This is a genomic window from Citrobacter sp. Cf088 (assembly GCF_030334295.1).
Taxonomy (GTDB): domain Bacteria; phylum Pseudomonadota; class Gammaproteobacteria; order Enterobacterales; family Enterobacteriaceae; genus Citrobacter; species Citrobacter freundii.
In genome coordinates this window covers 84,144-110,008 of sequence record NZ_JAOWEE010000057.1, presented here as the reverse complement: position 1 = coordinate 110,008, position 25,865 = coordinate 84,144, and the positions used below count along the sequence as shown (strand labels likewise).

At 50.7% G+C, this 25,865-nt stretch carries 25 protein-coding genes; 14 read left to right on the top strand and 11 right to left on the bottom strand.

Going from position 1 to position 25,865, the window contains the following annotated elements:
• Positions 1-93: 93 nt before the first annotated feature.
• Positions 94-774: a two-component response regulator DpiA gene (dpiA, locus tag OGV71_RS21515; RefSeq protein WP_003022133.1), complete on the bottom strand. Its 681-nt coding sequence runs from the start codon at positions 772-774 to the stop codon at positions 94-96.
• Positions 743-2,404, bottom strand: a complete 1,662-nt coding sequence (dpiB, locus tag OGV71_RS21510) for a sensor histidine kinase DpiB (protein ID WP_109544346.1) — start codon at positions 2,402-2,404, stop codon at positions 743-745. Before dpiB ends, dpiA begins: the two co-directional genes overlap by 32 nt.
• 389 nt (positions 2,405-2,793) lie before the next feature.
• Here dpiB and citC point away from each other — a divergent pair, with 389 nt between their 5' ends.
• The 8 genes from citC to rna all read left to right on the top strand — a co-directional run bounded on the left by citC (position 2,794) and on the right by rna (position 10,448).
• Positions 2,794-3,870 carry a [citrate (pro-3S)-lyase] ligase gene (citC, locus tag OGV71_RS21505; RefSeq protein WP_032948797.1) on the top strand — a complete coding sequence of 359 codons (1,077 nt, stop codon included), beginning with the start codon at positions 2,794-2,796 and terminating at the stop codon, positions 3,868-3,870.
• The gene (gene citD, locus OGV71_RS21500; protein WP_003022125.1) at positions 3,867-4,163 is read left to right on the top strand and encodes a citrate lyase acyl carrier protein; all 297 of its coding nucleotides are present in this window, start codon (positions 3,867-3,869) and stop codon (positions 4,161-4,163) included. The genes citC and citD overlap by 4 nt, the downstream gene beginning before the upstream one ends.
• Positions 4,160-5,068 (top strand): aldolase/citrate lyase family protein, encoded by a 909-nt coding sequence (locus OGV71_RS21495; protein ID WP_003022123.1) that lies wholly within the window; start codon positions 4,160-4,162, stop codon positions 5,066-5,068. Before citD ends, OGV71_RS21495 begins: the two co-directional genes overlap by 4 nt.
• 9 nt (positions 5,069-5,077) lie before the next feature.
• Positions 5,078-6,610: a citrate lyase subunit alpha gene (gene citF / locus OGV71_RS21490; protein ID WP_003022120.1), complete on the top strand. Its 1,533-nt coding sequence runs from the start codon at positions 5,078-5,080 to the stop codon at positions 6,608-6,610.
• A gap of 3 nt (positions 6,611-6,613) precedes the next feature.
• Positions 6,614-7,168, top strand: coding sequence for a citrate lyase holo-[acyl-carrier protein] synthase (gene citX / locus OGV71_RS21485; RefSeq protein WP_003022118.1), 555 nt, complete (start codon positions 6,614-6,616; stop codon positions 7,166-7,168).
• The gene (gene citG / locus OGV71_RS21480) at positions 7,137-8,042 is read left to right on the top strand and encodes a triphosphoribosyl-dephospho-CoA synthase CitG (protein ID WP_003835603.1); all 906 of its coding nucleotides are present in this window, start codon (positions 7,137-7,139) and stop codon (positions 8,040-8,042) included. The genes citX and citG overlap by 32 nt, the downstream gene beginning before the upstream one ends.
• 25 nt (positions 8,043-8,067) lie before the next feature.
• On the top strand, positions 8,068-9,531 hold the full coding sequence (gene citT, locus OGV71_RS21475) for a citrate/succinate antiporter CitT (protein ID WP_003022114.1): 1,464 nt from the start codon (positions 8,068-8,070) through the stop codon (positions 9,529-9,531).
• Positions 9,532-9,641: 110 nt separating this feature from the next.
• Complete coding sequence (gene rna, locus OGV71_RS21470; RefSeq protein WP_003022111.1) at positions 9,642-10,448, top strand: ribonuclease I; 807 nt, start codon at positions 9,642-9,644, stop codon at positions 10,446-10,448.
• Positions 10,449-10,489: 41 nt separating this feature from the next.
• Here the strand turns inward: rna and OGV71_RS21465 are convergent, their stop codons facing one another.
• Positions 10,490-11,113, bottom strand: coding sequence for a flavin reductase family protein (locus tag OGV71_RS21465; RefSeq protein ID WP_003022109.1), 624 nt, complete (start codon positions 11,111-11,113; stop codon positions 10,490-10,492).
• 96 nt (positions 11,114-11,209) lie between these two features.
• The gene (locus OGV71_RS21460; RefSeq protein WP_204583896.1) at positions 11,210-12,040 is read right to left on the bottom strand and encodes an alpha/beta fold hydrolase; all 831 of its coding nucleotides are present in this window, start codon (positions 12,038-12,040) and stop codon (positions 11,210-11,212) included.
• A 578-nt stretch (positions 12,041-12,618) separates the two neighbouring features.
• Here OGV71_RS21460 and rnk point away from each other — a divergent pair.
• Together rnk and uspG are read left to right on the top strand one after the other, a co-directional pair.
• The gene (rnk, locus tag OGV71_RS21455) at positions 12,619-13,029 is read left to right on the top strand and encodes a nucleoside diphosphate kinase regulator (protein ID WP_057064786.1); all 411 of its coding nucleotides are present in this window, start codon (positions 12,619-12,621) and stop codon (positions 13,027-13,029) included.
• Between the two features lie 183 nt (positions 13,030-13,212).
• Positions 13,213-13,641 (top strand): universal stress protein UspG, encoded by a 429-nt coding sequence (uspG, locus tag OGV71_RS21450; RefSeq protein WP_003022101.1) that lies wholly within the window; start codon positions 13,213-13,215, stop codon positions 13,639-13,641.
• 69 nt (positions 13,642-13,710) lie between these two features.
• On the opposite strand, the gene OGV71_RS21445 is transcribed toward uspG, so the two are convergent.
• The 6 genes from OGV71_RS21445 to ahpC form a co-directional block, all read right to left on the bottom strand.
• Positions 13,711-14,478, bottom strand: a complete 768-nt coding sequence (locus OGV71_RS21445; protein WP_071696173.1) for a dimethyl sulfoxide reductase anchor subunit family protein — start codon at positions 14,476-14,478, stop codon at positions 13,711-13,713.
• Positions 14,478-15,035, bottom strand: a complete 558-nt coding sequence (locus OGV71_RS21440) for a 4Fe-4S dicluster domain-containing protein (protein WP_003022094.1) — start codon at positions 15,033-15,035, stop codon at positions 14,478-14,480. Before OGV71_RS21440 ends, OGV71_RS21445 begins: the two co-directional genes overlap by 1 nt.
• Positions 15,032-17,302, bottom strand: a complete 2,271-nt coding sequence (locus tag OGV71_RS21435; protein WP_204583898.1) for a molybdopterin-dependent oxidoreductase — start codon at positions 17,300-17,302, stop codon at positions 15,032-15,034. Before OGV71_RS21435 ends, OGV71_RS21440 begins: the two co-directional genes overlap by 4 nt.
• Positions 17,299-17,853 carry a TorD/DmsD family molecular chaperone gene (locus OGV71_RS21430; RefSeq protein ID WP_003022087.1) on the bottom strand — a complete coding sequence of 185 codons (555 nt, stop codon included), beginning with the start codon at positions 17,851-17,853 and terminating at the stop codon, positions 17,299-17,301. The genes OGV71_RS21435 and OGV71_RS21430 overlap by 4 nt, the downstream gene beginning before the upstream one ends.
• A gap of 223 nt (positions 17,854-18,076) precedes the next feature.
• The gene (gene ahpF, locus OGV71_RS21425) at positions 18,077-19,642 is read right to left on the bottom strand and encodes an alkyl hydroperoxide reductase subunit F (RefSeq protein ID WP_003835619.1); all 1,566 of its coding nucleotides are present in this window, start codon (positions 19,640-19,642) and stop codon (positions 18,077-18,079) included.
• Between the two features lie 154 nt (positions 19,643-19,796).
• Positions 19,797-20,360, bottom strand: coding sequence for an alkyl hydroperoxide reductase subunit C (ahpC, locus tag OGV71_RS21420; RefSeq protein ID WP_002894394.1), 564 nt, complete (start codon positions 20,358-20,360; stop codon positions 19,797-19,799).
• 366 nt (positions 20,361-20,726) lie between these two features.
• Here ahpC and dsbG point away from each other — a divergent pair, with 366 nt between their 5' ends.
• The 4 genes from dsbG to OGV71_RS21400 all read left to right on the top strand — a co-directional run bounded on the left by dsbG (position 20,727) and on the right by OGV71_RS21400 (position 24,574).
• Complete coding sequence (dsbG, locus tag OGV71_RS21415) at positions 20,727-21,473, top strand: thiol:disulfide interchange protein DsbG (RefSeq protein ID WP_204583900.1); 747 nt, start codon at positions 20,727-20,729, stop codon at positions 21,471-21,473.
• 204 nt (positions 21,474-21,677) lie between these two features.
• Complete coding sequence (citR, locus tag OGV71_RS21410) at positions 21,678-22,598, top strand: DNA-binding transcriptional repressor CitR (RefSeq protein WP_286533998.1); 921 nt, start codon at positions 21,678-21,680, stop codon at positions 22,596-22,598.
• A gap of 150 nt (positions 22,599-22,748) precedes the next feature.
• Complete coding sequence (locus tag OGV71_RS21405; RefSeq protein ID WP_286533996.1) at positions 22,749-23,972, top strand: phosphoadenosine phosphosulfate reductase; 1,224 nt, start codon at positions 22,749-22,751, stop codon at positions 23,970-23,972.
• Entirely contained in the window at positions 23,957-24,574 is a 618-nt protein-coding gene (locus tag OGV71_RS21400; RefSeq protein WP_046669852.1) for an IbrB-like domain-containing protein, read from the top strand. Before OGV71_RS21405 ends, OGV71_RS21400 begins: the two co-directional genes overlap by 16 nt.
• Here the strand turns inward: OGV71_RS21400 and OGV71_RS21395 are convergent, their stop codons facing one another.
• Entirely contained in the window at positions 24,575-25,735 is a 1,161-nt protein-coding gene (locus OGV71_RS21395) for a pyridoxal phosphate-dependent aminotransferase (protein WP_204583904.1), read from the bottom strand. It lies immediately after the preceding gene.
• Between the last annotated feature and the right edge of the window lie 130 nt (positions 25,736-25,865).

The window sequence follows — 25,865 nt, the reverse complement described above, 5'->3', positions numbered from 1 at the left end:
TTAGGCATCTACGCCGCATCCGGCATTTAAACCGCACCGTTGCCGGATGTCGATGCTAAAATATCTTATCCGGCCTACGTCAGAAATCAGCATTTAGCCGCCATGATAAATACGCTGCGGCCTACCCACCTTACCGTGAATAATCTCCGCAATAATCAAATGACGGCTGGCACAGTACTCCAGGTAGCGTCTGGAAGTCGTTCGGCTGATGGTAAGCGCCTGGGCGATCGTTTCCGCAGTATGGTGTACCGTCGGGTCGGCGAATAATTTCAACACTGCATTTAGTGTTAACGCATCAATCCCAGTCGGTAAATCCCCTTTCGGTTCGCCCCGCGCGTAGGCATTAAACATTTCATCAATCTGCTTTTGGCTGGCGCTGTCATTCCCCGCCAACATGCGTCGACGTTGTTGATAACGCGTCAGGGTCTGCCCCAGCCGCTCGTAGGCAATGGGTTTGACCAGGTAATCAAACGCACCGCTGCGCACAGCCTCGGAGACCGTTTCCATATCGCTGGCCGCCGTGGTAAACACTACGCCGCCCGGATAGCGCGCCTGGGTCAGCTCATGCAGCAACGTAATTCCCTTGCCGTCCGGCAAGTAGTTATCGAGCAGTATCAGACCGGGCTTAAAACGCTCAATCATCATCCTCGCCTGCTCAAGATTACCCGCCAGCCATATCTGGCTGAAACCGGGTATATGGCGGATATATTCAGCATGCATTTCCGCCAGTAGCGTTTCATCCTCAACGATCAACAGCGTTAATGGTTCCGTCATTATTTTTTTTCACTTTCGGAAGAAATAAAGAAAATAAGGTACCGCAAGGGGAGTTATCTTCGAGCGTAATCACCCCGTCACAGCGCCTCACATAACTTGCAATCAGATACAAACCGATGCCATGTTCACCTGGTTCATCGGTACGGGTGCTCACACCCTGTTCAAATATTTTCTCACGCAATGCTTCCGGCACACCGCATCCCTGATCGGCAACTTCGATGATCACGTCATCCCCTTCATCGCTCAAATAGAGCTCTACGACCTTGTTGCCTTGCTGGGTGCGTAAGCTCGCTTCAAATGCATTATCAAGCAGATTGCCAACAATTGCTGCAAACTCTGTGCTATCCAGCCCCTCGGGGAGTTGATGCAGTTGGCTCCCCGGAACGATAGTCATGGTGAGGCCCAGTTCCCGTGCGCGCTGAACCTTGCCAAACAACAGACCGGCGACCTGACGATCGGCAAACGCGCCACGCAGGCTGTCAATCAGTTGCTGTTGCGCCTGGGATTCTCCCTGCACCATGGCCAGAACCTTGTCATATTCTTTCATTTGCAGCAGGCCATTGATGGTCGACATCCAGTTCAGGTGCTCATGACGCAGCGTTCTCAGGCTCTCTACATACTGTTTGATCTGCGTTAATTGCGCATTAAGGGTAGCAATTTCATCTTTACTACGAAAACTGATGATTGCCCCAAGCAGTTCGTCACCAGAGCGAATCGCTTCACGGTTGGCGATAACGCTCAGGCCATTAAAGTTTACCATCGCATCCTGTCGTTTTTCCGCAATCTGTTGGGTGAAAAAGTCCGCTGGCTGAACCACCTCACTCACCGGTTTTCCAAGCCACTTTCGCCCTGGTGAAGACAGCCCCAGCATTTTCCTCGCACTGCGGTTTATTGCGGTGATATATCCATCAGGATCCACGGCAATCAATCCTTCATATACCGAGCTGAACAACGCTTCCTGCTGACGTACCACCCGCGCAATTTGTTTCGGTTCCATACCCAACATCTGCCGACGAATATGGGCAGCGAAAAACCAGGATAGCAGCATAAGTACCAACAACAGCAAGATAAACACACCGGCCATCGGGAGTAAGAAATCCGATCGCCAGCTATCGATTTTGCTGATCAGATAACCAATTGAGACTACGCCAATGATTTTGCCATCGTCATCAAAGATGGGCGTTTTAGCGCGCATTGCCATCCCGATGGACCCTTTACCGGTAATAAAGTAGCTTTCCCCTTTTTCCAGCGCACCGGGTTTGGTGAACTGCATCGGGTAGCCAATCTTTTCCGGGTTCGGATGATATAGACGAATGGAGTTGGTATCCCCGATAACCACATAGTCGAAGTCAGTTCCGCTCTGCAGTTTGTCGGCAATCGTCGCCAAACGCTTGTAATCACGATGTTTAACTGCCGTGATGATACTGTCGTTAGAGGCGATGATTTTGGCTTGGTTCATTGCCATATCGCGGACATGCGCGGCCAGATAATCTTCAAAGCTGGCGGTAAAGTATTGTGCCAGGGCGGCGATGATAAAAACAGAAACGACCAAAATAAGCAGAAAGATGCGTAAAGGAAACGCCAGGCTGCGGAAAAAAGGAAACCGTGTTTTATTTTTCTGCTCAGCCATATATCTTCCTCATCCACGTTGCCCGAAACTTATTTCTCATTGTAGTTGTAATAGAAATGTTTTATTTACACGTTACGGTATAAAACAAGATCGTTGCAGATTCCCCACTTTAAATCAATTAAACAAATTAAAACCACACGCTATTTCGAGGTTAAATTAATTAAAAAACTTAAAACCATAAAACACATTAAAACCTTCTAACTTATTGTGAAATAAATCAAAAATTACCTCCAAAATACCCCTTACGATGTATGCAGCAGGGAAAAAAAGAAATACTCCGTAATAAAAAACCATTCCCTTCAATTGCAAACAAAACGTTATCAGGTTGCTAAGCAGAGCAACAAAAACAGAAACCCAGTAACAAATATAGCATCGGGGCTCTATTCACTATGTTCGGTAATAATATATTCACGCAAGTTAAACGCTCAGAAAATAAAAAGATGGCGGCTATCACGCAATTTCTGAAAGAGAATGATTTGAGCGTTGACACCACCGTCGAAGTATTTATCACCGTCACCCGAGACGACCGCCTGATTGCCTGCGGCGGTATCGCTGGGAATATTATAAAATGTGTCGCCATCTGCGAATCCGTACGGGGCGAAGGCTTAGCGCTGACGCTGGCGACCGAGTTAATCAACCTCGCCTATGAGCGCCACTGTACGCACCTCTTCATCTATACCAAAACCGAGTACGAATCGCTGTTTAAACAGTGTGGCTTTTCTACGCTGACCAGCGTTCCCGGCATTATGGTGCTGATGGAAAACAGCACCACGCGTCTGAAACGTTACGCTGAATCTCTGGCAAAACAGCGTCGTGAAGGGAAAAAAATTGGTTGCATCGTCATGAACGCCAACCCCTTCACCAACGGACATCGTTTTCTGATCCAACAGGCGGCCGCACAATGTGACTGGCTGCATCTGTTTTTGGTCAAAGAGGATACCTCACGGTTTCCGTATGAAGACCGGTTGGATCTGGTGCTTAAAGGGACAAAAGATATTCCACGTTTAACCGTGCATCGCGGTTCGGAATACATCATTTCCCGCGCCACGTTCCCGTGCTACTTCATCAAAGAGCAGAGCGTTATTAACCACTGCTACACCGAAATAGACCTGAAAATCTTCCGCCAGTACCTGGCACCGGCTCTCGGCGTTACACATCGTTTCGTCGGTACCGAGCCGTATTGCTCCGTCACCTCCCAGTACAACAACGATATGCGCTACTGGCTGGAGACCCCAACGCTTCCCGCCCCACCGATTGAACTGGTGGAAATTGAGCGGCTGTGCTTCCAGGAGATGCCGATTTCCGCCTCCTGGGTGCGCAAGCTGCTGGTTAAAAAAGATCTCACGGCTATCGCATCCCTGGTCCCTGACGCCACGCTGCACTATCTGCAAAGCATGGTTGAACGAGCCTCATCGGGTGCGGCAGTCCGCCAAAATACCCCCGCATTAGCAACAGGTGAAAAATGAAAATAAACCAGGCAGCCGTCGCAGGCACACTCGAGTCCGGTGATGTGATGATTCGCATCGCCCCACTCGATTCGCAGGATATTGACCTGCAGGTTAACAGTAGCGTCGAAAAACAGTTCGGTGATGCCATTCGGACCACCATCCTGGACGTTCTGTCCCGCTACAACGTACGCGGCGTGCAATTAAATGTTGATGATAAAGGCGCACTGGACTGCATTTTACGTGCGCGACTGGAAGCACTACTGGCCCGCGCTGGCGGTATTCCGGCACTGCCATGGGAGGATTGCCAGTGATTTCCGCATCTTTGCAACAACGTAAAACCCGTACTCGCCGCAGCATGTTGTTCGTACCGGGTGCCAATGCCGCCATGGTCAGCAACTCGTTCATCTACCCGGCAGATGCACTGATGTTCGACCTGGAAGACTCCGTCGCGTTGCGTGAAAAAGATACCGCTCGCCGCATGGTGTACCACGCGCTGCAGCATCCGCTGTATCACGACGTTGAAACCATCGTGCGTGTAAACGCCCTCGACTCCGAATGGGGCATCAACGACCTTGAAGCCGTGGTACGCGGCGGTGCTGACATCGTACGTTTACCGAAGACCGATACCGCGCAGGATGTCATCGACATCGAAAGTGAAATTCTGCGCATCGAGAACGCCTGTGGCCGTGAACCCGGCAGCACCGGCCTGTTAGCCGCCATTGAGTCGCCGTTAGGCATTACCCGTGCGGTAGAAATTGCCCACGCTTCCGAGCGCCTGATCGGTATTGCTCTGGGTGCTGAAGATTATGTGCGTAACCTGCGCACTGAACGCTCGCCGGAGGGTACTGAACTGCTGTTTGCCCGCTGCTCTATTTTGCAGGCTGCACGTTCTGCCGGTATTCAGGCGTTCGACACCGTGTATTCCGATGCCAACAACGAAGCAGGTTTCCTGCACGAAGCCGCACACATCAAGCAGTTGGGTTTTGACGGCAAGTCGCTCATCAACCCGCGCCAGATCGAACTCCTGCATAACCTGTACGCCCCGACGCGCAAAGAGCTGGCTCACGCCCGTTTGGTCGTAGAAGCCGCTGAAGCCGCTGCCCGCGAAGGTCGTGGAGTTGTTTCCCTGAACGGCAAAATGGTCGACAGCCCGGTTATCGAGCGCGCCCTTCTGGTTATCTCCCGTGCAGAACTTTCCGGCATTCGCGAAGAATAAGGCAAAAAAATGACGCAGAAAATCGAACAGTCTCAACGCCAGGATCGCGTGGCGACCTGGAGCCGTCATGCAGAAAGTGAGCTTTCCGCTTATCAGAGCACCGCAAAAGTAGAACTACAGGCGCAAAAACCGCGCGACAAAAAGCTGTGCGCTAACCTGGAAGACGCCATTCGTCGTTCAGGTTTACAGGATGGCATGACCATCTCTTTCCACCACGCTTTTCGCGGTGGCGATCTGACCATTAATCTGGTGATGGATGCCATCGCCAGTATGGGCTTTAAAAATCTGACGCTGGCCTCCAGCTCTCTGAGCGATTGCCATGCTCCGCTGGTTGAGCACATCCGTCAGGGCGTGGTCAGCCGTATTTATACCTCCGGGTTGCGTGGCCCGCTGGCGGAAGAGATCTCCCGTGGCCTGCTGGCCGAACCGGTACAGATTCACTCCCACGGTGGACGTGTACACTTGGTACAAAGCGGCGAACTCAGCATTGATGTGGCGTTCCTCGGCGTACCGTCCTGCGACCAGTTTGGTAACGCCAACGGTTATACCGGTAAAGCATGCTGCGGCTCACTGGGCTATGCCCGCGTAGACGCGGAAAACGCGAAACAGGTTGTCCTGCTGACTGAACAACTGCTGACCTATCCACATAACCCGGCCAGCATTACACAGGATCAGGTAGATCTAATCGTGCAGATCGATCAGGTCGGCGATGCGGACAAAATCGGTGCTGATGCGACCCGCATGACCACTAACCCGCGTGAACTGTTAATCGCCCGTAGCGCGGCAGAGGTCATTGCTAACTCCGGCTACTTCAATGAAGGCTTCTCACTGCAGACAGGCACCGGCGGCGCTTCTCTGGCCGTGACGCGTTTCCTGGAAGACAAAATGCGCAGCCGCGATATCCGTGCTGACTTCGCGCTGGGCGGCATCACCGCCACCATCGTGGATCTGCATGAAAAAGGCCTGATTCGCAAACTGCTGGACGTGCAGAGCTTCGACCGTAACGCGGCTGAGTCCTTGGCCCGCAACCCAAACCACATTGAAATCAGTGCAAACCAGTATGCCAACTGGGGTTCAAAAGGCGCATCCGTTGACCGTCTGGATGTGGTGGTACTGAGCGCATTAGAAGTAGACACCAACTTCAATGTGAACGTACTGACCGGTTCTGACGGCGTACTGCGAGGCGCATCCGGCGGACACTGTGATACGGCTGTGGCCGCAGCGCTTTCCATCATCGTCGCACCGCTGGTTCGCGGACGCATCCCGACGCTGGTTGATAACGTGCTGACCTGCGTAACCCCTGGCTCCAGCGTTGACATTCTGGTCACTGACCACGGTATCGCCGTCAACCCTGCACGTCCGGAACTGGCAGAACGACTGAAAGAAGCCGGTATGAAAGTGGTGTCCATTGAATGGCTGCGCGAACGTGCACAGCAACTCACCGGTCAGCCACGCGCTATCGAATTCACTGACCGCGTGATTGCCGTTGTGCGTTATCGCGACGGTTCAGTGATTGACGTTGTGCATCAGGTGAAGGAATAAGCCATGCACCTGCTCCCTGAACTCGCCACCCAACACGCGGTTTCGATTCCCGAGCTGCTCGCCAGCCGCGATAAGAGACAAGCAAGGCAACAGGACTGGCTGACACGCCACTCTGCACCACTGGTCTCGTTCACCGTGGTTGCACCGGGTCCGATTAAAGACAGCGCATTAACCCGTCGCATCTTTAATCACGGCGTAACCGCCTTGCTCGCGCTGGCGGAACAATCAGCCTGGATTGTCAGGGAGCAAACAGCGCTGGTTTCTGCCAGCGGTCCAGAAGGTCTTTTGTCTATTGAGGCTCCGGCCCACGACCTCAAGCTCGCCACGATTGAACTTGAGCATTCACACCCGCTGGGACGGCTATGGGACATCGATGTCCTGACCCCTGAAGGGGAAATTCTGTCCCGGCGTCATTTCGCACTCCCTGCCCGCCGCTGTCTGCTGTGCGAGCAAAGTGCTGCCGACTGTGCGCGGGGTAAAACCCACGCACTTTCCGACTTACTCACTCAGATGGAGGCACTGCTGCATGATGCCGATTCCCGCAACATCAACCAATAATGCAGTCCTTCCTCTGGATCTGCCTGATGCTTACGCAACGCTCGCGTGGCGCGCCATGCTGACTGAAGTCAACCTGTCACCTAAACCCGGTCTGGTAGATCGTATTAACAACGGCGCGCATAAAGATATGGCGCTGGAAGATTTTCATCGTAGCGCCGAGGCTATTCAGGCCTGGCTGCCACGTTTTATTGAATATGGGGCGTTTAGCGCACAGCTGTCGCCTGAGGATGTATTGAAAGGACTGCGCCCGCTGGGCATGGCCTGCGAAGCTGATATGTTTCGCGCCACCGCAGGGGTGAATACCCACAAAGGCAGCATCTTTTCTCTGGGCCTGCTGTGCGCCGCCATTGGCCGCCTGCACCAGCTCCAACTAACTGTTACCGCTGAAACCATTTGCTCTACGGCAGCAACATTTTGCCGTGGTCTGACCGAGCGCGAACTGCGCCAGAACAATCAACAACTCACGGCAGGCCAACGTCTTTATCAGCAACTGGGATTAACCGGCGCACGGGGCGAAGCCGAAGCGGGATACCCGCTAGTCATCCAGCATGCCCTGCCGCACTACCGCGCACTGCTGACTCAGGGCCGCGACCCTGAACTGGCGTTACTCGACACTTTATTGCTGCTGATGTCTATCAACGGCGACACCAACGTGGCTTCACGTGGCGGCGCAGAAGGTCTGCGTTGGCTACAGCAGCAGGCCACCGCCCTGATGCAGCAAGGGGGGATTCGTACCCCTGCCGATCTCGAATACCTACACCAGTTCGACCAACAGTGCATTGAACGCAACCTCAGTCCCGGAGGCTGCGCCGATCTGCTGATCGTCACCTGGTTCTTAGCTCAGATTTCACAAGTTCATCATTATCACAATTAAAGATCCTTTCCGGAGAATCACACACATGTCTTTAGCAAAAGATAAAATATGGAAGTTACTGGCCCCATTGGTCGTAATGGGCGTCATGTTTCTTATCCCCGTCCCTGATGGAATGCCTCCACAGGCCTGGCACTACTTTGCCGTGTTTGTGGCGATGATCGTCGGTATGATCCTGGAGCCAATTCCGGCAACAGCGATCAGCTTTATCGCCGTAACGATCTGCGTTATCGGCAGCAACTATCTGCTGTTTGATGCTTCAGAACTGGCCGACCCGGCATTTAAAGCGGGTAAGCAAGCGCTGAAATGGGGTCTGGCGGGCTTCTCCAGCACCACCGTGTGGTTGGTGTTTGGTGCGTTTATCTTCGCACTGGGTTATGAAGTCACCGGTCTGGGTCGTCGTATCGCGCTGTTCCTGGTGAAATTCATGGGTAAACGCACCCTGACGCTGGGCTATGCGATTGTTATCATCGACATTCTGCTGGCGCCGTTTACACCGTCTAACACCGCGCGTACCGGTGGTACCGTATTCCCGGTTATCAAAAACCTGCCGCCGCTGTTTAAATCATTCCCGAACGATCCTTCCGCGCGCCGTATCGGCGGATACCTGATGTGGATGATGGTAATCAGTACCAGCCTGAGCTCCTCTATGTTCGTGACCGGCGCTGCGCCAAACGTACTGGGTCTGGAATTCGTCAACAAAATTGCCGGTATTCAAATCAGCTGGCTGCAATGGTTCCTCAGCTTCCTGCCGGTTGGTATTATTTTGCTGATCGTTGCTCCGTGGTTGTCATACGTTCTGTACAAACCAGAGGTCACTCACAGTGCTGAAGTTGCCGCATGGGCCGGTGATGAACTGAAAGGCATGGGTAAACTGACCCGTAAAGAGATAACGCTGATCGGTCTGGTTCTGCTCAGCCTGGGCCTGTGGGTCTTCGGTGGTAAACTGATTGATGCAACCGCAGTGGGTTTGCTGGCTGTCTCCCTGATGCTGGCGCTGCACGTGGTACCGTGGAAAGACATTACCCGCTATAACAGCGCATGGAACACACTGGTTAACCTCGCCACGCTGGTCGTTATGGCGAATGGTTTAACCCGTTCAGGCTTCATCGACTGGTTCGCCAACACCATGAGCACACACCTGGAAGGCTTCTCGCCTAACGCGACCGTAATCGTGCTGGTGCTGGTGTTCTACTTTGCTCACTACCTGTTTGCCAGCCTTTCTGCACACACTGCCACCATGCTGCCGGTTATTCTGGCTGTCGGTAAAGGTATCCCGGGCGTGCCGATGGAACATCTGTGTATCCTGCTGGTACTGTCCATCGGTATCATGGGCTGTCTGACTCCATATGCAACAGGCCCTGGCGTTATCATCTACGGCTGTGGTTATGTGAAGTCCAAAGACTACTGGCGTCTGGGTGCTATCTTCGGCGTTATCTACATCTCTATGCTTCTGCTGGTCGGCTGGCCGATTCTGGCAATGTGGAGCTAATCATTTCGGTTCACACCTGATGAAAATGATGCCAGTCAGCTAAACCTGACTGGCATTTTTTATGATTAAATAGATGATATTCAGAATTTATATAAGTATCCGAAATCATCATGACATCAACATGGCGTTATTCTTCATTACTGGCAGCGCTTCTGCTGCCAGTTTCTGCAGCTCAGGCCGATGAACTTCAGGCAAAACAATACACTGATTTTGACAGCTACGTGCTGGCCCTCTCCTGGCAAACTGGATTTTGTCAGAGCCAACACGAGCGTAATCGTCAGGAGCCTGACGAATGTCGTTTACAAAAAGAGAGCGCAGACAAAGCGGATTTCCTGACCGTTCACGGTTTATGGCCCAGCCTGCCTAAATCCATTGCCGCCCGTGGAGTCGACAACCGCCGCTGGATGCGTTTTGGCTGCGCGACTCGCCCTATTCCCAACCTGCCTGAAGCACGTGCCAGCCGTAAATGCGCGGCCCCCGAAACCGGGCTGTCGCTGGAAAGCGCAGCAAAACTCAGCGCCGTAATGCCCGGCGCTGGAGGGAGATCCTGTCTGGAACGTTACGAGTATGCCAAACATGGCGCGTGTTTCGGTTTTGATCCCGACGCGTACTTTGGCACGATGGTACGGCTGAATAATGAGGTTAAGAACAGCGAGGTGGGCAAATTCCTGGCGGAAAACTACGGCAAAACCGTCAGCCGTAACGCATTTGACGCCGTAGTTGCCAAAAGCTGGGGTAAAGAGAACGTCAAAGCTGTGAAGCTAAGCTGCCACGGCAATCCGGCGTATCTCACTGAGATCCAGTTATCCCTGAAAGCCGACAACATCAACCAGACGTTATCTGCACAGTCATTCTTACCGCAACCGCATCCAGGTAGCTGCGGTAAACAGTTTATTATCGACAAAGTGGGATATTGAAACTTGCGACCGACGCTGCAAGCTGGCGTCGGTCCGTAAGCTTAGCGTTTTGCTCGGGCGTCCGGGCGAACTAAATCAAAACGGTGTGTTTCACTGATCGAATAATATGCCGTTGGCCCACCTGCGCGCAGTACCGGCTTCGCTTTCGCCGTCTGATAGATGCCGTCTTCCAGGAGCGTTTCATCGATGTGGATGCCCACCACTTCCCCCAATACCAGCCAGGTATCAACCGGTGAGCCATCAGCGGTAGTCAGTTGCAGGCTTTGCGATAAGCGACACTCAAAATTGACCGGGCTTTGCGCCACGCGCGGCACGTTGACTATCCGGCTATCTGCCTTGCTAAGCCCGGCGGCAAAAAACTCGTCCTCACCGTGCGGCAAGCTGGCTGACGTTTCGTTCATCGCAGTGGCCAGCTCAAGAGTCGTCAGGTTCCAGACAAATTCACCGGTTTCAATAATATTCTGCACGCTGTCTTTCCAGCCGCTGCTGGCGAAACCGATAATCGGCGGATGATAGTTAAAACAGTTAAAGAAACTGTATGGTGCCAGATTGTGCCGACCATTGCCGTCACGTGACGCAATCCAGCCAATCGGGCGCGGTCCAATGATGGCATTTAGCGGGTCATGCGGTAAGCCGTGTCCCTGTGACGGTTGATAGAAATACATAGCGTTCCCTGTTGAAGTTAACGTCAGCGCAGCACAAATTATGCTTCGCTCATCCCCCTGGAAAAAGAAGATCAGCGTAGAACAATCTGCCAACGATTACGACTGAATAAAGTTGAGCAGGTCACCGTTGATCTGTTGTTTATGGGTGGTGCAAATGCCATGCGAGCCGCCGACATATACCTTCAACTGCGAATCAGGCAGTATTCCCGCCGCAACCTTTCCGCAGGTTTCAAACGGGACAATCTGATCGTCATCACCGTGGATCACCAGCGTCGGGATGGTCATCTTTTTGAGGTCCTCACGCAGATCTGTTTCCGAAAACGCGTGGATACAGTCGTACAACGCTTTGATGGAACCTTGTAAACCCTGTTCAACAAAACTTTCCCTGACGGCTTTCGACTCTTTTGCGCCAGGACGGTTGTAGCCATAGAATGCAGCGGTCAATTCATAGAAAAAGGCGGCGCGATCGTTCACAACCCCCTCACGGATGCCATCGAATACCTCTTTCGGCACGCCATTTGGATTAAAGTCAGTCTTGATCATGATGGGCGTCACCGCGCCAATTAACACCGCTTTTGCCACCCGCTGCGTCCCATGCCGGCCAATATAACGAGCCACTTCCCCACCGCCGGTAGAGTGTCCGACATGGACGGCATCTTTAAGATTGAGATGCGCGGTAAGTTCAGCCAGATCGTCAGCATACTGATCCATATTGTGACCATCCCAGGGTTGGGCCGAACGCCCATGCCCACGCCTGTCATGGGCGATCACACGAAATCCTTTCGACCCGAGGAATAACATCTGATCCTCAAACGCATCTGCCGTCAGCGGCCAACCATGACTGAAGACAATGGGCTGTCCACTTCCCCAGTCTTTAAAATGCAAATAGCTGCCGTCTTTCAAGGTAAGTTTGTCGTACTGGCTCATGAGATCTCCTGTCGCGGAACACTGAGTTGTTTGACGCGCCCGCAGCGAGCGCTTAAAAAGCATAATGCAAATTGGAGAACGATCACGTTTTTCGGCTAAAATCACACCATACGCGTAATGCTTGTCAGTTAAGCATTATAGGGACATGTGATCCCGGCTCAGGGTTCCGTACACCTCAGCGGTATCACTTCTCTGAAGCACTGATACCCGTGAACGAGCAAGGGAGGCTCACCGCCGCCTCCCTTGCAACCCAGGCTCCCGCCGGGATTGTTAAGGGTACGGCGATAGTACCCTTAACACGTTCACAGGTAGGATGGTTTCAGAGAAGTGAATAACATAAGGTGAACGTAGCAATGCGACGGAGGCAACAGATTTATTACCTTAGGTTCGTTAACTGACTGACATTACACCATACGCGACAATATTGATGATTTGCCTGAATGTGAACTAAATCACTTCAAACATGGGGTAAGTCTCAGTATCATCATAAAAGCTAAACCCTTGCCGCCTGACGGTGAGGGTTTTCTTTTGGGATTATTTACCTGCGCACCCGCAGTATCGACGACATGGAGTAATAAATGTCCAGACCAACTATCATCATTAACGACCTCGATGCGGAACGCATTGACCGCCTGTTGGAGCAACCTGCGTTTGCTGGTTTACCGATTGCCGACGCCCTTAACGCCGAGCTGGATCGTGCCCAAATGTGTTCTCCAGAAACCATGCCGCACGATGTCGTGACCATGAACAGCCGCGTGAAATTCCGCAATCTGAGTGATGGAGAAGTCCGTGTGCGTACCCTGGTGTATCCGGCCACTATGACTGACAGCAGCACACAGCTTTCGGTAATGGCACCTGTCGGCGCTGCACTTTTGGGGCTGCGCGTTGGTGATACCATTCACTGGGAACTGCCAGGCGGGGCCTCAACGCACCTCGAAGTTATTGAGCTTGAGTACCAGCCTGAAGCTGCAGGCGACTACCTGCGCTAACTCTGTCTTATCAAAGCCACTCGCTTTATCTTACAGAGGATGCATCTGCATCCTCTTTCCGGTTAGATCTCCCTGCTCCTCGCTTTCTTTCCTGTTCGCAAAACATAAATCTGTGTCGTGACTGACAGAATCATTTTTAATACTATGCTGTTATGTGTTCATGTAATGACAAGGAGAATGTTTATGTACAACACAATCATAATGCCTGTTGATGTATTCGAAATGGAACTGAGCGACAAGGCTATTCGCCATGCAGAATTTCTGGCCCAGGATAAAGGGGTTATCCATCTGCTGCATGTGCTGCCAGGCTCAGCGAGCTTAAGCCTGCACCGCTTTGCGGCCGATGTCCGTCGTTTTGAAGAGCATCTGCAACACGAAGCGGAAACCCGTCTGCAAACGATGGTCGGTCACTTCAGCATCGATCCTTCCCGTATTAAGCAACACGTCCGCTTTGGCAGTGTCCGTGATGTGGTCAACGAGTTGGGTGAAGAGTTGAATGCAGATGTCGTTGTCATTGGGTCGCGTAACCCATCAATCAGCACCCATCTGCTCGGCTCAAACGCTTCTAGCGTTGTCCGCCACGCGACTTTGCCAGTGCTGGTTGTTCGTTAACAGCCACTGATTCGCTAAAGAAAACCCCTGCCAGGTTAACGCCTGACAGGGGTTTTTATTACCTCACGATCAATACAAATGACCGATATTCACGATGGTGCTGATCGTATCGCCAAAGAACGTCAGACGACTCAGGAATATGCCAACAAACAGCAGGACAAAAAGCGCTTTTGCGCGACGCTCTCCCTGACGGCTTAGCACAAAGGCCACCGCCAGACACACCAGACTCGCCAGATAAAGCGGCGACGTCAGCCAGGCATGCGCCGTCATCTGCATGATGGTGCCGCCGCTTAGCCAGATAATGGGCGCGGCGATCATGACCGCCATACACACAACAATCCCCTGGCGTAATGCGGCAACGGCAGGTGCAAGGTTAAGCAGTGGAATCGCCGCACACCCCATCACCCACACCGTGATAAAGAACAACAGCATTGTCAGACCGTTGGCGATCGCCACCATTGCCGGGGCAGCATAGGTCATCCCCTGCACCGCCACCAGCGCGATACCGAGAACAGAGGCCAGAACAGCTGGCGCTTTGTGCCCTTTTGCCAAAAACGTCACCCCGACCGCCGCACCGTATAAGGTGGCGCCAAGAATTTCACGGCTCAGCCAGGCGTGCTGCAGGTTAATCAGGGCATCGTAGGCGCGATCCGGATGCGCAAGGTGCAGGATCGCTGCAACGGACGCCACCGCCAGAACCAGCCCACTTACCAACCAGTACAGGCGTTTGCTTTCCAGTTTTCCTTGCAGCGTGCGTAGCGTCAGAATGAGCGTGATCCCAACCGACATCTGGCTCAATACGGTAAAAATAACCAGCGGAAGTTCATACTTTTCCATTACTTGCCCTCCGGCTGCTTCGGCTGACGCGCAAGGATAAAACGCGTGCCAGGATTAAGCTGCGGCATACGCGGGAATCCCGGCGGATACTGTACGGCATTGTCAGGTATAGGATCGGCATCCAGATCGATAAGCGTCAGCGCACCTACCGGACAGGCATTCACGCAAGCCGGTTGCATACCAACATCAAGGCGCTCGTAGCACATGCTGCATTTTTCCGCTTTCTTCGTCTCCTCATTAAAACGCGGCGCACCGTATGGGCAGTTGCGGATACAGTTTTTGCATCCAATACAGCGCTCTGGGTTATGCACCACGACACCATCTTCACGCTTGGTGTACGCCTCTACCGGACACGCCGCCAGACAGGCCGGGTTTTCGCAGTGGTTACAGGCCAGCGAATAGAACGCCCGCTCTTCATGCGGATAAATTTCTTTATCCAGCGGGTAGACATAGCGCCAGAAACGTTCAGGTTCCAACTGGTTAAAACTCTTACACGCCATTGCACAGCCACGGCAGCCGATGCATTTATCGCTATTAACTAAAAACGCGCGTCTCATGCCGCTGCTCCTTTACTGATCAAAATGATGTCCGCAAACTGACTGTGGATAGCCGCACCTGGCGCACCGGTTTTCATCAACCCCATATCGGCTGGGGTATCTGCCACCACGTTCTGTACGTTGTAACTAAGCTTATTAAACCAGGATTCATACATCACCAGGAAATCTTCCGGAACGTTAGCGGTCACCTTCGCACGCAGTTCTACTTCACCTACGGTGTTAAACACTTTCACCAGGTCGTTTTCGGCAATGCCTCTTTTTTCTGCGGAAATCGGATGCATATAGACAAACGGCTCCGGATAGAAGACCTGCATCCAGTCAAGGTTGATAAATTGGGAATGGATACCGAACTGCACATGCGGTGTAAACAAGTGGAATGGCAGCGTGCTTTTCGCCTCCGGTTTGTATTCCGGCAGCGCCGTATGGCCATTTTTCTCACACAGCTCAGATCTGAACTCAAACTTTCCTGAGGGGGTTTTAAATTTGCGGTCATACCAGGCCGCAGAACTCGGCAAAATGGCTTTTTTCGGGCCATCCAGTAAGTCATCCCATGAGGAGATGCCAAACATTTTGGCCATTCCGTCATTGAATTCCTGGTCCAGCCAACGCTTATGATTGAACTCCTGCGGGAATGTGCAAGAACCCGGCTCCAGCTTGTTGATTGTGCGGGAAAGTAAAACGGCGATTTCCAGATCGCATTTTGCCTCGTACATTGGCTTAATTGCAGGCTGGTTGATTGAGAGCCAGTAGTGCCAATATGAGGCGTCTACGTTCCACTCTTCAAAGGCCGTGGTGACAGGCAAAACGATATCGGCATGCTGGACGGTCTCGTTAAAGAACTGATCGGCACAGACCACCATTTCCAGTTTTTCGAATGCTTTTTCCATCTTGCTGCGATCAAAATCCTGAGCAAACGGGTTCTTACAGGCAACCCAAAGCATTCGGACAGGCGGCTCGTTGGCTTCCAGAATTCCCTTGGCGGTCTGGTTGATATTCAATGAGCGATCGGAATACTGTGCAACTTCCCCCGCAGAACCAAACTCGCTGGTAGTTCCCGCTGCACCTGGCATACCGATGGAGCCTACCGGTGGCTTCTGCATCATGGCATTGTAGTTAAAGCCCCAGGTATGCAGGTGGCCGTAGCGAGCGCCACCGCCCTCAATGCCAATATTGCCGGTCATTGCTACAAAGGCATCGATCGCCCGTACGTTAGCGCCGCCGTTAACATGACGCTGCATGCCGTAGCCAATCCACACGGTAGCAGGGTTAACCGCGGTAAATTCTTCCGCCAACTGGCGAATAACATCCGCCGACAGCCCGCAAATCTCAGACGCCCACTCTACGGTAACGCTGTTGCGCAGATAGGCTTCGAATTCCGGGTAACCATGGGAATAGTTGTTGACGAAATCCTGGTCCACCAGACCTTTATCCACCAAATGACGTGCCATACCCAGCGCCAGAGCGCCATCTGAGCCTGGACGGACACGCAAGTAGAGATCGGCTTTCGCGGCAGTCTGGGTTAACAGCGGATCGATAACGACCACTTTCGCCCCTTTCTCCCGCGCCTGGTAGATATACTTCATGGTGTGCATAGAGCACCAGGCCGGGTTAGCGCCCCAGATAATGATGTATTTTGCTTTCACAAAATCTTCCGGGTCGTTACACCACATATCACCCATATCGTAGTTCTGGGCATCGATACCGGCTGGCCAGCAAGGTGTTCCGGCAAAACGCGTGGTGTAACCCAGCGAAGACATCATCCCTTCAACCGCATAGTTCAATACCCCAAATTTGCCGGAATATTTGGTCATCGCCAGACCCAGCATTGAACCGTCTTTCTTTTTAATCTCCAGCATCTTGGTCGCAATGCGCTGCATTGCTTCGTCCCAGGAAATACGACGCCAGTTCCCACTGCCGCGAACATCCTGAACCATCGGATATTTAATGCGATCCGGGCTGTATACCCGACGCGGGTAGCTCAGTCCCTTCACACACGGCGTGCCATGCGTAAACGTTGACTCAGGCGCACCCTCCACAAAGGTGATGACGTCATCCTTCACCCAGGTTTTCAGGCTACAAGTGTCATAGCAGTTACGCGGACAGGCGTTACGATAGATTTTGTAGGTTTTGGGGTTAAATGGAATGGGCGGTTGCGCCAATGCACAGCGTGAAGTCAGCAATCCCCCAGGCAGGGCTGCGACCGTGCCAAGGGCAATCAACCCTTTCAAAAATGAACGTCTGTTCAGAACTCCCGGTTCATTACTCATACTGATACTCTCGTTTTTAATTCATCAAGCCAAGAAGACAATCTTCCAGCTACGTTTTTCAACGTGGCGGTTTGTGCATTTATATTTATTTTTTCTATATACTCGGGCACCCACACCGCGACATACTCAGATGCATATCGAGTAAGGGTCACCTGGTATTCTGACGATGCTCTGGAATTAGCTGATAATAAAACCGCCAATTCCAATACACAGGAAATATGATCATCCGGAATATTATTCCCGACATTTATAGATAACCCTATATTTGCCATGAATTCCCGAATGCTAAGGGTTGATTTACCCATTACAAGGGCATCTTCTTCAAGATAAACCGAAGCAAACGGCGCGGCCTTTAGCTTCTGCGGTCCGACAAACAGCGCATTGAAGTCGTACTCCGCTTCCAGCCACTCCTGCTCTGTTAGCGCCGAGGCATTTGTATCTAAAGCTGAATAAGCCGCTTTCAGCGTGCAACTATCGTGAGAGATAAAAAAATCACGTAGCAATAACCCTGTCGATTCAAAGATCGTCAGGGTTTCATATATTTCACCCATGAATTAACCAACCATTTATTCACACAACAAATGAAAAAATAATGCAGGTTAATATAATAAAGATAACGCCCTCTCTTTCTTTGATAAAAATAATGATCAGGCTAATTAAGTGAATGTTTTATACGGTTTATTGTTTCAAGAATTGACAATTTGAGTATATGGAAATAAAAAACCGCCAGCGGATGACTGGCGGTTTTGACATTGCAGGTGAGTCTTACTTTTTTTATGCTACTGTCGTGCGAATCAGATAATCAAACGAACTCAACGAGGCCTTCGCGCCTTCACCGGTCGCGATGATAATCTGCTTATACGGTACGGTGGTGCAGTCACCGGCAGCGAAAACACCTTTCACGCTGGTTTCACACTTGGCATCGATGATGATTTCACCCATGCGATTACGTTCAACGGCGCCTTCCAGCCAGTTGGTGTTCGGCAGCAGACCAATCTGTACAAAGATACCGGCCAGTTCCACATTGTGAACATCCCCGCTCACGCGGTCACGATACTCCAGGCCAGTGACCTTGCTGCCATCGCCTTTCACTTCTGTCGTTTGCGCGTTCAGAATGATGTCGACATTTTTCAGGCTGCGAAGCTTATTCTGCAGCACCTGGTCTGCCTTCATTTCTGGAGCAAACTCCAGCAGTGTCACATGTTCAACAATACCTGCCAGGTCGATAGCCGCTTCAACGCCGGAGTTACCGCCGCCAATTACCGCAACACGCTTACCTTTAAACAGCGGACCATCACAGTGCGGGCAATAGGTTACACCTTTGGTGCGATACTGATCTTCGCCCGGAACGTTCATGTTGCGCCATTTCGCGCCGGTGGCGATGATAATGCTACGTGCTTTCAGCACCGCGCCGGAGGCTGTTTCAATCTGATGCAAACCGCCTTCCTGCGCTGCCGGGATCAGTTTGCTTGCGCTCTGGCTGTCGATCACATCGACATCATAATCATCAACGTGTGCTTTCAGCGCACCTGCCAGTTTCTGACCTTCAGTTTTCGGTACTGAGATGTAGTTTTCAATATCAACGGTATCAAGAACCTGACCACCAAAACGTTCGCCCATCAGACCGGTGCGAATGCCTTTACGTGCAGAGTACACCGCTGCCGCCGCCCCCGCAGGACCAGAACCGACAATCAACACGTCATAAGCATCGCGCTTATTCAGTTCTTCAGCCGCACGTTTTTCTGCGCCGGTATCCACTTTCGCCACGATCTCAGTCAGCGTCATACGACCCTGGCCGAACTCTTTGCCGTTCATAAATACCGCCGGAACGCCCATCACGTTACGATCGGTGATTTCGTTCTGGAATGTACCGCCGTCAATCGCCGTATGTTTGATACGTGGGTTCAGTACCGACATCAGGTTCAACGCCTGCACCACGTCCGGGCAGTTGTGGCAGGAGAGCGAATAATAGGTTTCAAATTCAAAATCACCGTCGAGATCGCGGATCTGCTCCAGCAACGCCTGCGCCTCTTTTGACGGATGACCGCCGGTCCACAGCAGAGCCAGCACCAGAGAGGTAAACTCATGACCCAGCGGAGAACCGGCAAAACGCGGTCCCTGGTGAGAACCGGGATTGGTAATCAGGAACGATGGCTTACGCACCGCCAGAGTATTGTCTTCTTTAAAGGTGACTTTTTCTGACAGTTCAGCAATTTCAGTCAGCAGTTCCTTGATTTCTGCCGATTTAGCGCTGTCATCCAGCGTAGCAATCAGCTCAACAGGTTTGGTCAGTTTCTCAAGATAAGCCCTGAGCTGGGTTTTCATATTTGTGTCGAGCATTCTTCTTCCCTCTCTGAAAACATCATCATGCAAGCCGATTTTGCGGGACTGCATTAATGCAACTTGCGTCATGGTGCTGGAATAAAACAGGCGCAGATTTGCGCCTGTGGAATGCCGGATGCACTACGTTTATCCGGCCTACAAATAATGCGACTTAAATCTTACCAACCAGGTCCAGAGATGGAGCTAAGGTTGCTTCACCTTCTTTCCATTTCGCCGGGCAAACTTCACCTGGGTGAGAAGCGACATACTGTGCAGCTTTAATTTTACGCAGCAGGTCAGATGCATCACGGCCGATACCTTCAGCAGTAACTTCGATTGCCTGGATGATACCCTGCGGGTCAACAACGAAGGTTGCGCGGTCAGCCAGACCTTCATCTTCACGCATGTTGTCGAAGTTACGGGTCAGGGCGCCAGTCGGGTCGCCGATCATCGCGTATTTGATTTTCGCGATGGTCTCAGAGCTGCTGTGCCATGCTTTGTGGGTGAAGTGGGTATCAGTAGATACGGAATACACATCTACGCCCAGTTTCTGCAGTTCTTCGTAATGGTCTGCAACGTCACCCAGTTCGGTCGGGCATACGAAAGTAAAGTCAGCCGGGTAGAAGAAGAAGACGCTCCAGCGACCTTCGGTATCTTTCTCGGTTACTTCGATGAACTCACCGTTTTTGAACGCCTGGTTTTTGAAAGGTTTAATTTTGGTATTAATCAAAGACATCTGTACTTCCTCCGTGTTTTCGTTGAGAGATAAGTTAACGAAAATCTCTTAGCAGGGCTAATGCGTTTCCTTTATCAAATCAATAAGCGTTAACTAACAACTTACTCAATCGAACCTAAAAGACAAAAGTAAAAAAGGCCCCCTATGCAGGGAGCCTCATTACCCGAGCTACCCGCAGGTAACGTCAGTGCCAGCAGGGCTGGCTATGTGTTGCGCTCTACATTACCTTAACAAAGGTCGTAACAGCGATTGGGATTACATCACCCAACTCAAGAAAGGGCAATCGACGGACCGTCGATCTTACCTATGGCTGCGATAGGTTTTGCAATTAAGCCCCCTTTCCTGCTGATTTTATAAGGAAAATCAATGTTTAAACGTACCTTACTTTTAACCCTGCTCCCTGCCGTGGTGCATGCCGAAGAACTGCCTGCTCCCGTTAAAGCTATTGAGAAACAGGGCATTACCATCCTGAAGCCTTTCGATGCACCGGGTGGAATGAAAGGCTATCTGGGAAAATACCAGGACATGGGGGTCACTATCTATGTCACGCCTGACGGTAAACATGCCATCTCCGGCTACATGTATAATGAAAAAGGCGAAAACCTCAGTAATGCGCTCATAGAAAAAGAGATCTATGCCCCTGCCGGACGTGAGATGTGGCAGCGAATGGAAAAAGCGTCGTGGATTCTGGACGGGAAAAAAGAGGCACCGGTTATTGTGTACGTGTTTGCCGATCCCTTCTGTCCCTATTGTAAACAGCTCTGGCAGCAGGCGCGTCCGTGGGTAGAATCCGGTAAAGTTCAGTTGCGTACATTATTAGTTGGCGTAATTAAACCTGAAAGTCCGGCCACCGCCGCTGCAATTCTGGCAGCCAAAGATCCGGCCAAAACCTGGCATGACTATGAGGCATCCGGTGGGAAAATGAAGCTGGAAATCCCGGCTTCGGTCCCTGCGGAGCAAATGAAGTTACTGAATATCAACCAAAAGTTGATGGATGATTTGGGGGCCAACGTAACGCCGGCTATCTATTACATGAGTAAAGACGATACGTTACAACAGGAAGTAGGCTTACCGGATAAAGAAAAATTAAACATTATCATGGGAAATAAATAAAAGTAACAAGATGAGTGATTGTTATCGTTCTCATATCAATCACTCATTTAAATTAACTTTCCTGCTGAAAATTACGCAACTTGTGCTATTTTAGCTAAAGTTAATTATTCATTAAGCACACAAACATAAATTTCAAGAATAACTACCCTTTAAACTATTCTAGAATTGAATTTTTCAATACATTACCATCACAGGAAGGTACGCATGGCTAACCTCTATGACCTCAAAAAGTTCGATCTCAACCTGTTGATTATATTTGAATGCATATATCAACATTTGAGCATCAGTAAAGCGGCGGAAACACTGTATATTACACCCTCTGCTGTCAGTCAGTCATTGCAGAGACTACGTACACAGTTTAATGACCCGCTGTTTATTCGCTCAGGTAAAGGAATCACCCCAACGACGGCTGGAATTAACCTACATCAGCATCTTGAGAAAAATCTCAACAGTCTGGAGCAGACAATCAACATTATGCATAACTCCAGCCTGAAGAAAAAATTTATTATTTATTGCCCGCAACTAACAACAACTATTAATATCGCGGAAGTTATTCATTTTCTCAGAGAAGACTCACATGTCGAAATTGAGCACCGTGACATACTCATCACTGCTGAAAATGCGGAAAACCTGTTGGCTTACAGAAAGGCAGACTTAGTCATTACTACCGCTCCAGTGAGTAATCGCTCGATCATATGTTCGCCATTTAAAACCATCGAAACAGTATTAGTCTGTAACAAAAACCACCCCAGAATTAATGAGAAAACCACGCTTGAAAATATATTAAAAGAACAGTTTACGCAGCTTCTTTCTGAAGACCCGGGCATTAAAGAATATAGGCAACAAACCAAATTCTTTCTGGAAAATCGTGACATTGGTTTCCGTAGCGACTCATTAATAACGATTGCTAACATCATTTCAAATACAGATATCATTGGTTTACTACCAACAGCAATTTATGAGCAATATGCCGGCACATTTAATTTAAAAGAAATTAACACCGAGTTCCCACTACCTAAAATAAATTTATTTTTGATGTATAACAGAGCGTCACTCAATAATACTGGGTTTGACGATTTCATTAAAAAAATAGACGGCAAGCACAGCCTAAAAACTAACAAGTAGACCTTTATCAATTCATTTTGAATTTGTATGAATAAATGCGATTCAAAATAATTATGAATACATTAAAAAAGTTGCACCCAATAAAAATTAGCATATCTTATTGTCAGCATTTGTTATTATTTTGAATAATAATTCTGATATGAGTTCAATATGTCTATTTATAAAATCCCGCTTGGTCAAAACGTGCTGGAAGCCGCTCTGGAGCGCATAACCTGGACACTTGAAACCCTACCTCGTGTTTGTGTCTCCTTTTCCGGCGGGAAGGATTCAGGGCTAATGCTACATCTGACAGCCATGCTTGCACGCCAACTGCATAAAAAAATAAATGTGTTGTTTATCGATTGGGAAGCACAATTCTCCTGCACTATCGACTATGTAGGAGCTCTACGTGAACATTATGCCGATGTCATCGAACAATTTTATTGGGTGGCCTTACCGCTCACTACCCAAAATTCACTGTCACAATTTCAACCCGAATGGCAGTGTTGGGAGCCGGGTACACAATGGGTTCGCCAGCCGCCCGCAGATGCCATAACCGATCCTGAATATTTCTCCTTCTATCAACCCGGCATGACTTTTGAACAATTTGTTCGTGAGTTCGCTGACTGGTTTTCACAGAAACGACCGGCTGCCATGATGGTGGGCATCCGCGCCGATGAGTCATATAACCGCTTTGTTGCCATTGCCAACTTGCAAAAACAGCGCTTTGCCGATGATAAACCCTGGACTACAAGCGCCCCCGGCGGACACACCTGGTATATTTATCCTCTCTATGACTGGAAAACCGCCGATATATGGACCTGGTTTGCAAAAACCAGAATGCCGTGTAATCCATTATACAATCTAATGTATCAGGCTGGTGTTCCCACGCGCTACATGCGTATTTGTGAGCCCTTTGGCCCAGAACAGCGTCAGGGATTATGGCTATATCATGTCATTGAACCCGAGCGCTGGGCGGCTATGTGCACCCGCGTCAGCGGTGTTAAAAGCGGGGGTATTTATGCCGGTCATGACAACCATTTTTACGGTCATCGGAAAATACTTAAACCAGAACATTTAAGCTGGCAGGAATATGCCATGCTGCTATTGAACAGCATGCCGGAGACTACCGCAGAGCATTACCGCAATAAAATCGCCGTCTATTTGCAGTGGTATAAGAAAAAAGGCATGGATAATATCCCGCAAACTCAGGAAGGCGATATTGGTTCGAAAGATATTCCTTCATGGCGACGTATCTGCAAAGTCCTGTTGAATAATGACTACTGGTGTCGGGCACTTTCATTCAGTCCAACGAAACCCAAAAACTACCAACGCTATAACGAACGTATGAAAACAAAACGCCAGGAATGGGGAATCTTATGCAACACCGACTAACTCACGAACTCCTCGGCTTTCTTTCTGGCCTGTCAGAAGAAGAACGAATTGAAGCCATCAATGAATTCAGACGGGCGATACACAGCGTCAGTCCCTTTCGCGAGGAACCCGTAGATTGCGTACTTTGGGTTAAAAATGATCACATTTCACCCAATGACTACAACCCCAATAACGTTGCGCCGCCGGAGAAAAAGCTGCTGCTGAAGTCCCTTGAAGCAGACGGGTTTACACAACCCATTGTGGTGGTTCACTCAACGGCAGAGGAATACGAAATTGTCGATGGTTTCCACCGCCACGAGTTAGGTAAAGCCAAAGCCTCACTGAGGCCCAGGCTTAAAGGATATCTGCCGGTTGCCTGTTTAGAACGAGAACGCCATGAGCGTATGGCGGCGACCATTCGCCACAACCGCGCCCGTGGGCGTCATCAAATCCACGCCATGTCCGAGATTGTCCGCGAGCTATCGCAACTGGGATGGAGTGAAGAAAGAATTGGCAAGGATCTCGGCATGGACAACGACGAGGTGTTACGCCTGAAGCAAATCAACGGTCTGCAAGAGTTGTTCGCCGACCGTCGATTCTCCAAAGCCTGGACGGTGAAATAGCTACAGCGACACCAGACGTTCAGCTGCTGTTAACAGCGTCGATTCTTGCTTGGCAAAACAGAGACGAATCAGTTTATGCGGGAAAGGATCGGCGCAGAACACCGACAGCGGTATCGCCGCAACGCCCACTTCAGTGGTCAGCCACTGGCAAAATTCCACGTCGTTAAGCGTGGAAACGGCGCTGTAATCGACCAGCAGAAAGTACGTGCCTTCACACGGCAGAATTTCCAGTCGGCTGTCACGCAGAGCGTTCACCAACACGTCGCGTTTTTTCTGATAAAACGCAGGCAGCTCGCGATAGTGTGCAGGATCTTCTCGTAGCATATCCGCCAGGGCCAACTGAGCCGGCGTGTTGACGGAAAACGTCAGATACTGGTGTACCTTGCGTAACTCAGCGCTAATGGCGGCTGGCGCAACGCAGTAGCCAATCTTCCAGCCGGTCATATGGTAGGTCTTACCAAACGATGAAACAGCAACAGCGCGTTCCCGCAGCTCTGAATGTGCCAGCACACTGGCATGCCCTTGCCTGACGAAACAGATATGCTCATAAACTTCGTCGCTGATGACAAAGATCTCGCGTTCTTTAATTGCTTGCCACAGCGCGTCAAAATCGGCGTGATGCCACACGGTGGCAGAAGGATTATGTGGCGTGTTCAGGATAACCAATCGGGTACGGTCGCTGAGTAAGGCACTAAAAGCCTGCCAGTCGACGCGAAAAGACGGTGGTTGCAGCGCGATACGTTTAACCACCCCGCCGGATAATTCAACCGCAGGTGCATAGCTGTCGTAGCTCGGGTCAAAACAAATCACCTCATCACCTGGGCGCACCAGCGCAGTGATCGCGGCATACAGCGCTTCTGTGGCCCCCGCCGTGATGGTCACTTCACTATTCGCGTCGGGTTTGTAGCCGTACAGGTCTGCCGTTTTATCCGCGATGGCTTCGCGCAGCGCCTGCACGCCCGTCATCGGTGCATACTGGTTTGCACCGTGCGCGACGTGATACGCCAGACGCTCCTGCAAAAAGAGCGGACCGTCAAAATCAGGAAATCCCTGCGAGAGATTAATGGCCTGATGCTGCTGCGCCAGCGCACTCATTTGCGTGAAGATAGTAGTGCCCAGGTTAGGCAGTTTGCTTTGCGGAATCAGCGGGTTATTACTCATTATTGTTATCCCAGCGTGTGATGTTGTGGTTGAAGCCACTATAACACGATGCTAGTATTTGGCAATCAAGACGTTCAGACGTCTATATAAAAATAACCTGCCTGGACAGGACAGCCAAAGGACAACACAA

Bases quoted from the DNA above. Each gene is read 5' to 3' on its own strand.
- dpiB (WP_109544346.1), bottom strand. From the start codon at position 2,404: ATGGCTGAGCAGAAAAATAAAACACGGTTTCCTTTTTTCCGCAGCCTG.
- rnk (WP_057064786.1), top strand. From the start codon at position 12,619: ATGTCCAGACCAACTATCATCATTAACGACCTCGATGCGGAACGCATT.
- OGV71_RS21400 (WP_046669852.1), top strand. From the start codon at position 23,957: ATGCAACACCGACTAACTCACGAACTCCTCGGCTTTCTTTCTGGCCTG.
- OGV71_RS21395 (WP_204583904.1), bottom strand. From the start codon at position 25,735: ATGAGTAATAACCCGCTGATTCCGCAAAGCAAACTGCCTAACCTGGGC.
- OGV71_RS21445 (WP_071696173.1), bottom strand. From the start codon at position 14,478: ATGGAAAAGTATGAACTTCCGCTGGTTATTTTTACCGTATTGAGCCAG.
- OGV71_RS21465 (WP_003022109.1), bottom strand. From the start codon at position 11,113: ATGTATTTCTATCAACCGTCACAGGGACACGGCTTACCGCATGACCCG.
- OGV71_RS21440 (WP_003022094.1), bottom strand. From the start codon at position 15,035: ATGAGACGCGCGTTTTTAGTTAATAGCGATAAATGCATCGGCTGCCGT.
- dsbG (WP_204583900.1), top strand. From the start codon at position 20,727: ATGTTTAAACGTACCTTACTTTTAACCCTGCTCCCTGCCGTGGTGCAT.
- citR (WP_286533998.1), top strand. From the start codon at position 21,678: ATGGCTAACCTCTATGACCTCAAAAAGTTCGATCTCAACCTGTTGATT.
- citG (WP_003835603.1), top strand. From the start codon at position 7,137: ATGATGCCGATTCCCGCAACATCAACCAATAATGCAGTCCTTCCTCTG.
- dpiA (WP_003022133.1), bottom strand. From the start codon at position 774: ATGACGGAACCATTAACGCTGTTGATCGTTGAGGATGAAACGCTACTG.
- rna (WP_003022111.1), top strand. From the start codon at position 9,642: ATGACATCAACATGGCGTTATTCTTCATTACTGGCAGCGCTTCTGCTG.
- citF (WP_003022120.1), top strand. From the start codon at position 5,078: ATGACGCAGAAAATCGAACAGTCTCAACGCCAGGATCGCGTGGCGACC.
- OGV71_RS21430 (WP_003022087.1), bottom strand. From the start codon at position 17,853: ATGGGTGAAATATATGAAACCCTGACGATCTTTGAATCGACAGGGTTA.
- citT (WP_003022114.1), top strand. From the start codon at position 8,068: ATGTCTTTAGCAAAAGATAAAATATGGAAGTTACTGGCCCCATTGGTC.
- ahpF (WP_003835619.1), bottom strand. From the start codon at position 19,642: ATGCTCGACACAAATATGAAAACCCAGCTCAGGGCTTATCTTGAGAAA.
- citD (WP_003022125.1), top strand. From the start codon at position 3,867: ATGAAAATAAACCAGGCAGCCGTCGCAGGCACACTCGAGTCCGGTGAT.
- ahpC (WP_002894394.1), bottom strand. From the start codon at position 20,360: ATGTCTTTGATTAATACCAAAATTAAACCTTTCAAAAACCAGGCGTTC.
- citC (WP_032948797.1), top strand. From the start codon at position 2,794: ATGTTCGGTAATAATATATTCACGCAAGTTAAACGCTCAGAAAATAAA.
- uspG (WP_003022101.1), top strand. From the start codon at position 13,213: ATGTACAACACAATCATAATGCCTGTTGATGTATTCGAAATGGAACTG.
- OGV71_RS21405 (WP_286533996.1), top strand. From the start codon at position 22,749: ATGTCTATTTATAAAATCCCGCTTGGTCAAAACGTGCTGGAAGCCGCT.
- OGV71_RS21435 (WP_204583898.1), bottom strand. From the start codon at position 17,302: ATGAGTAATGAACCGGGAGTTCTGAACAGACGTTCATTTTTGAAAGGG.
- OGV71_RS21460 (WP_204583896.1), bottom strand. From the start codon at position 12,040: ATGAGCCAGTACGACAAACTTACCTTGAAAGACGGCAGCTATTTGCAT.
- citX (WP_003022118.1), top strand. From the start codon at position 6,614: ATGCACCTGCTCCCTGAACTCGCCACCCAACACGCGGTTTCGATTCCC.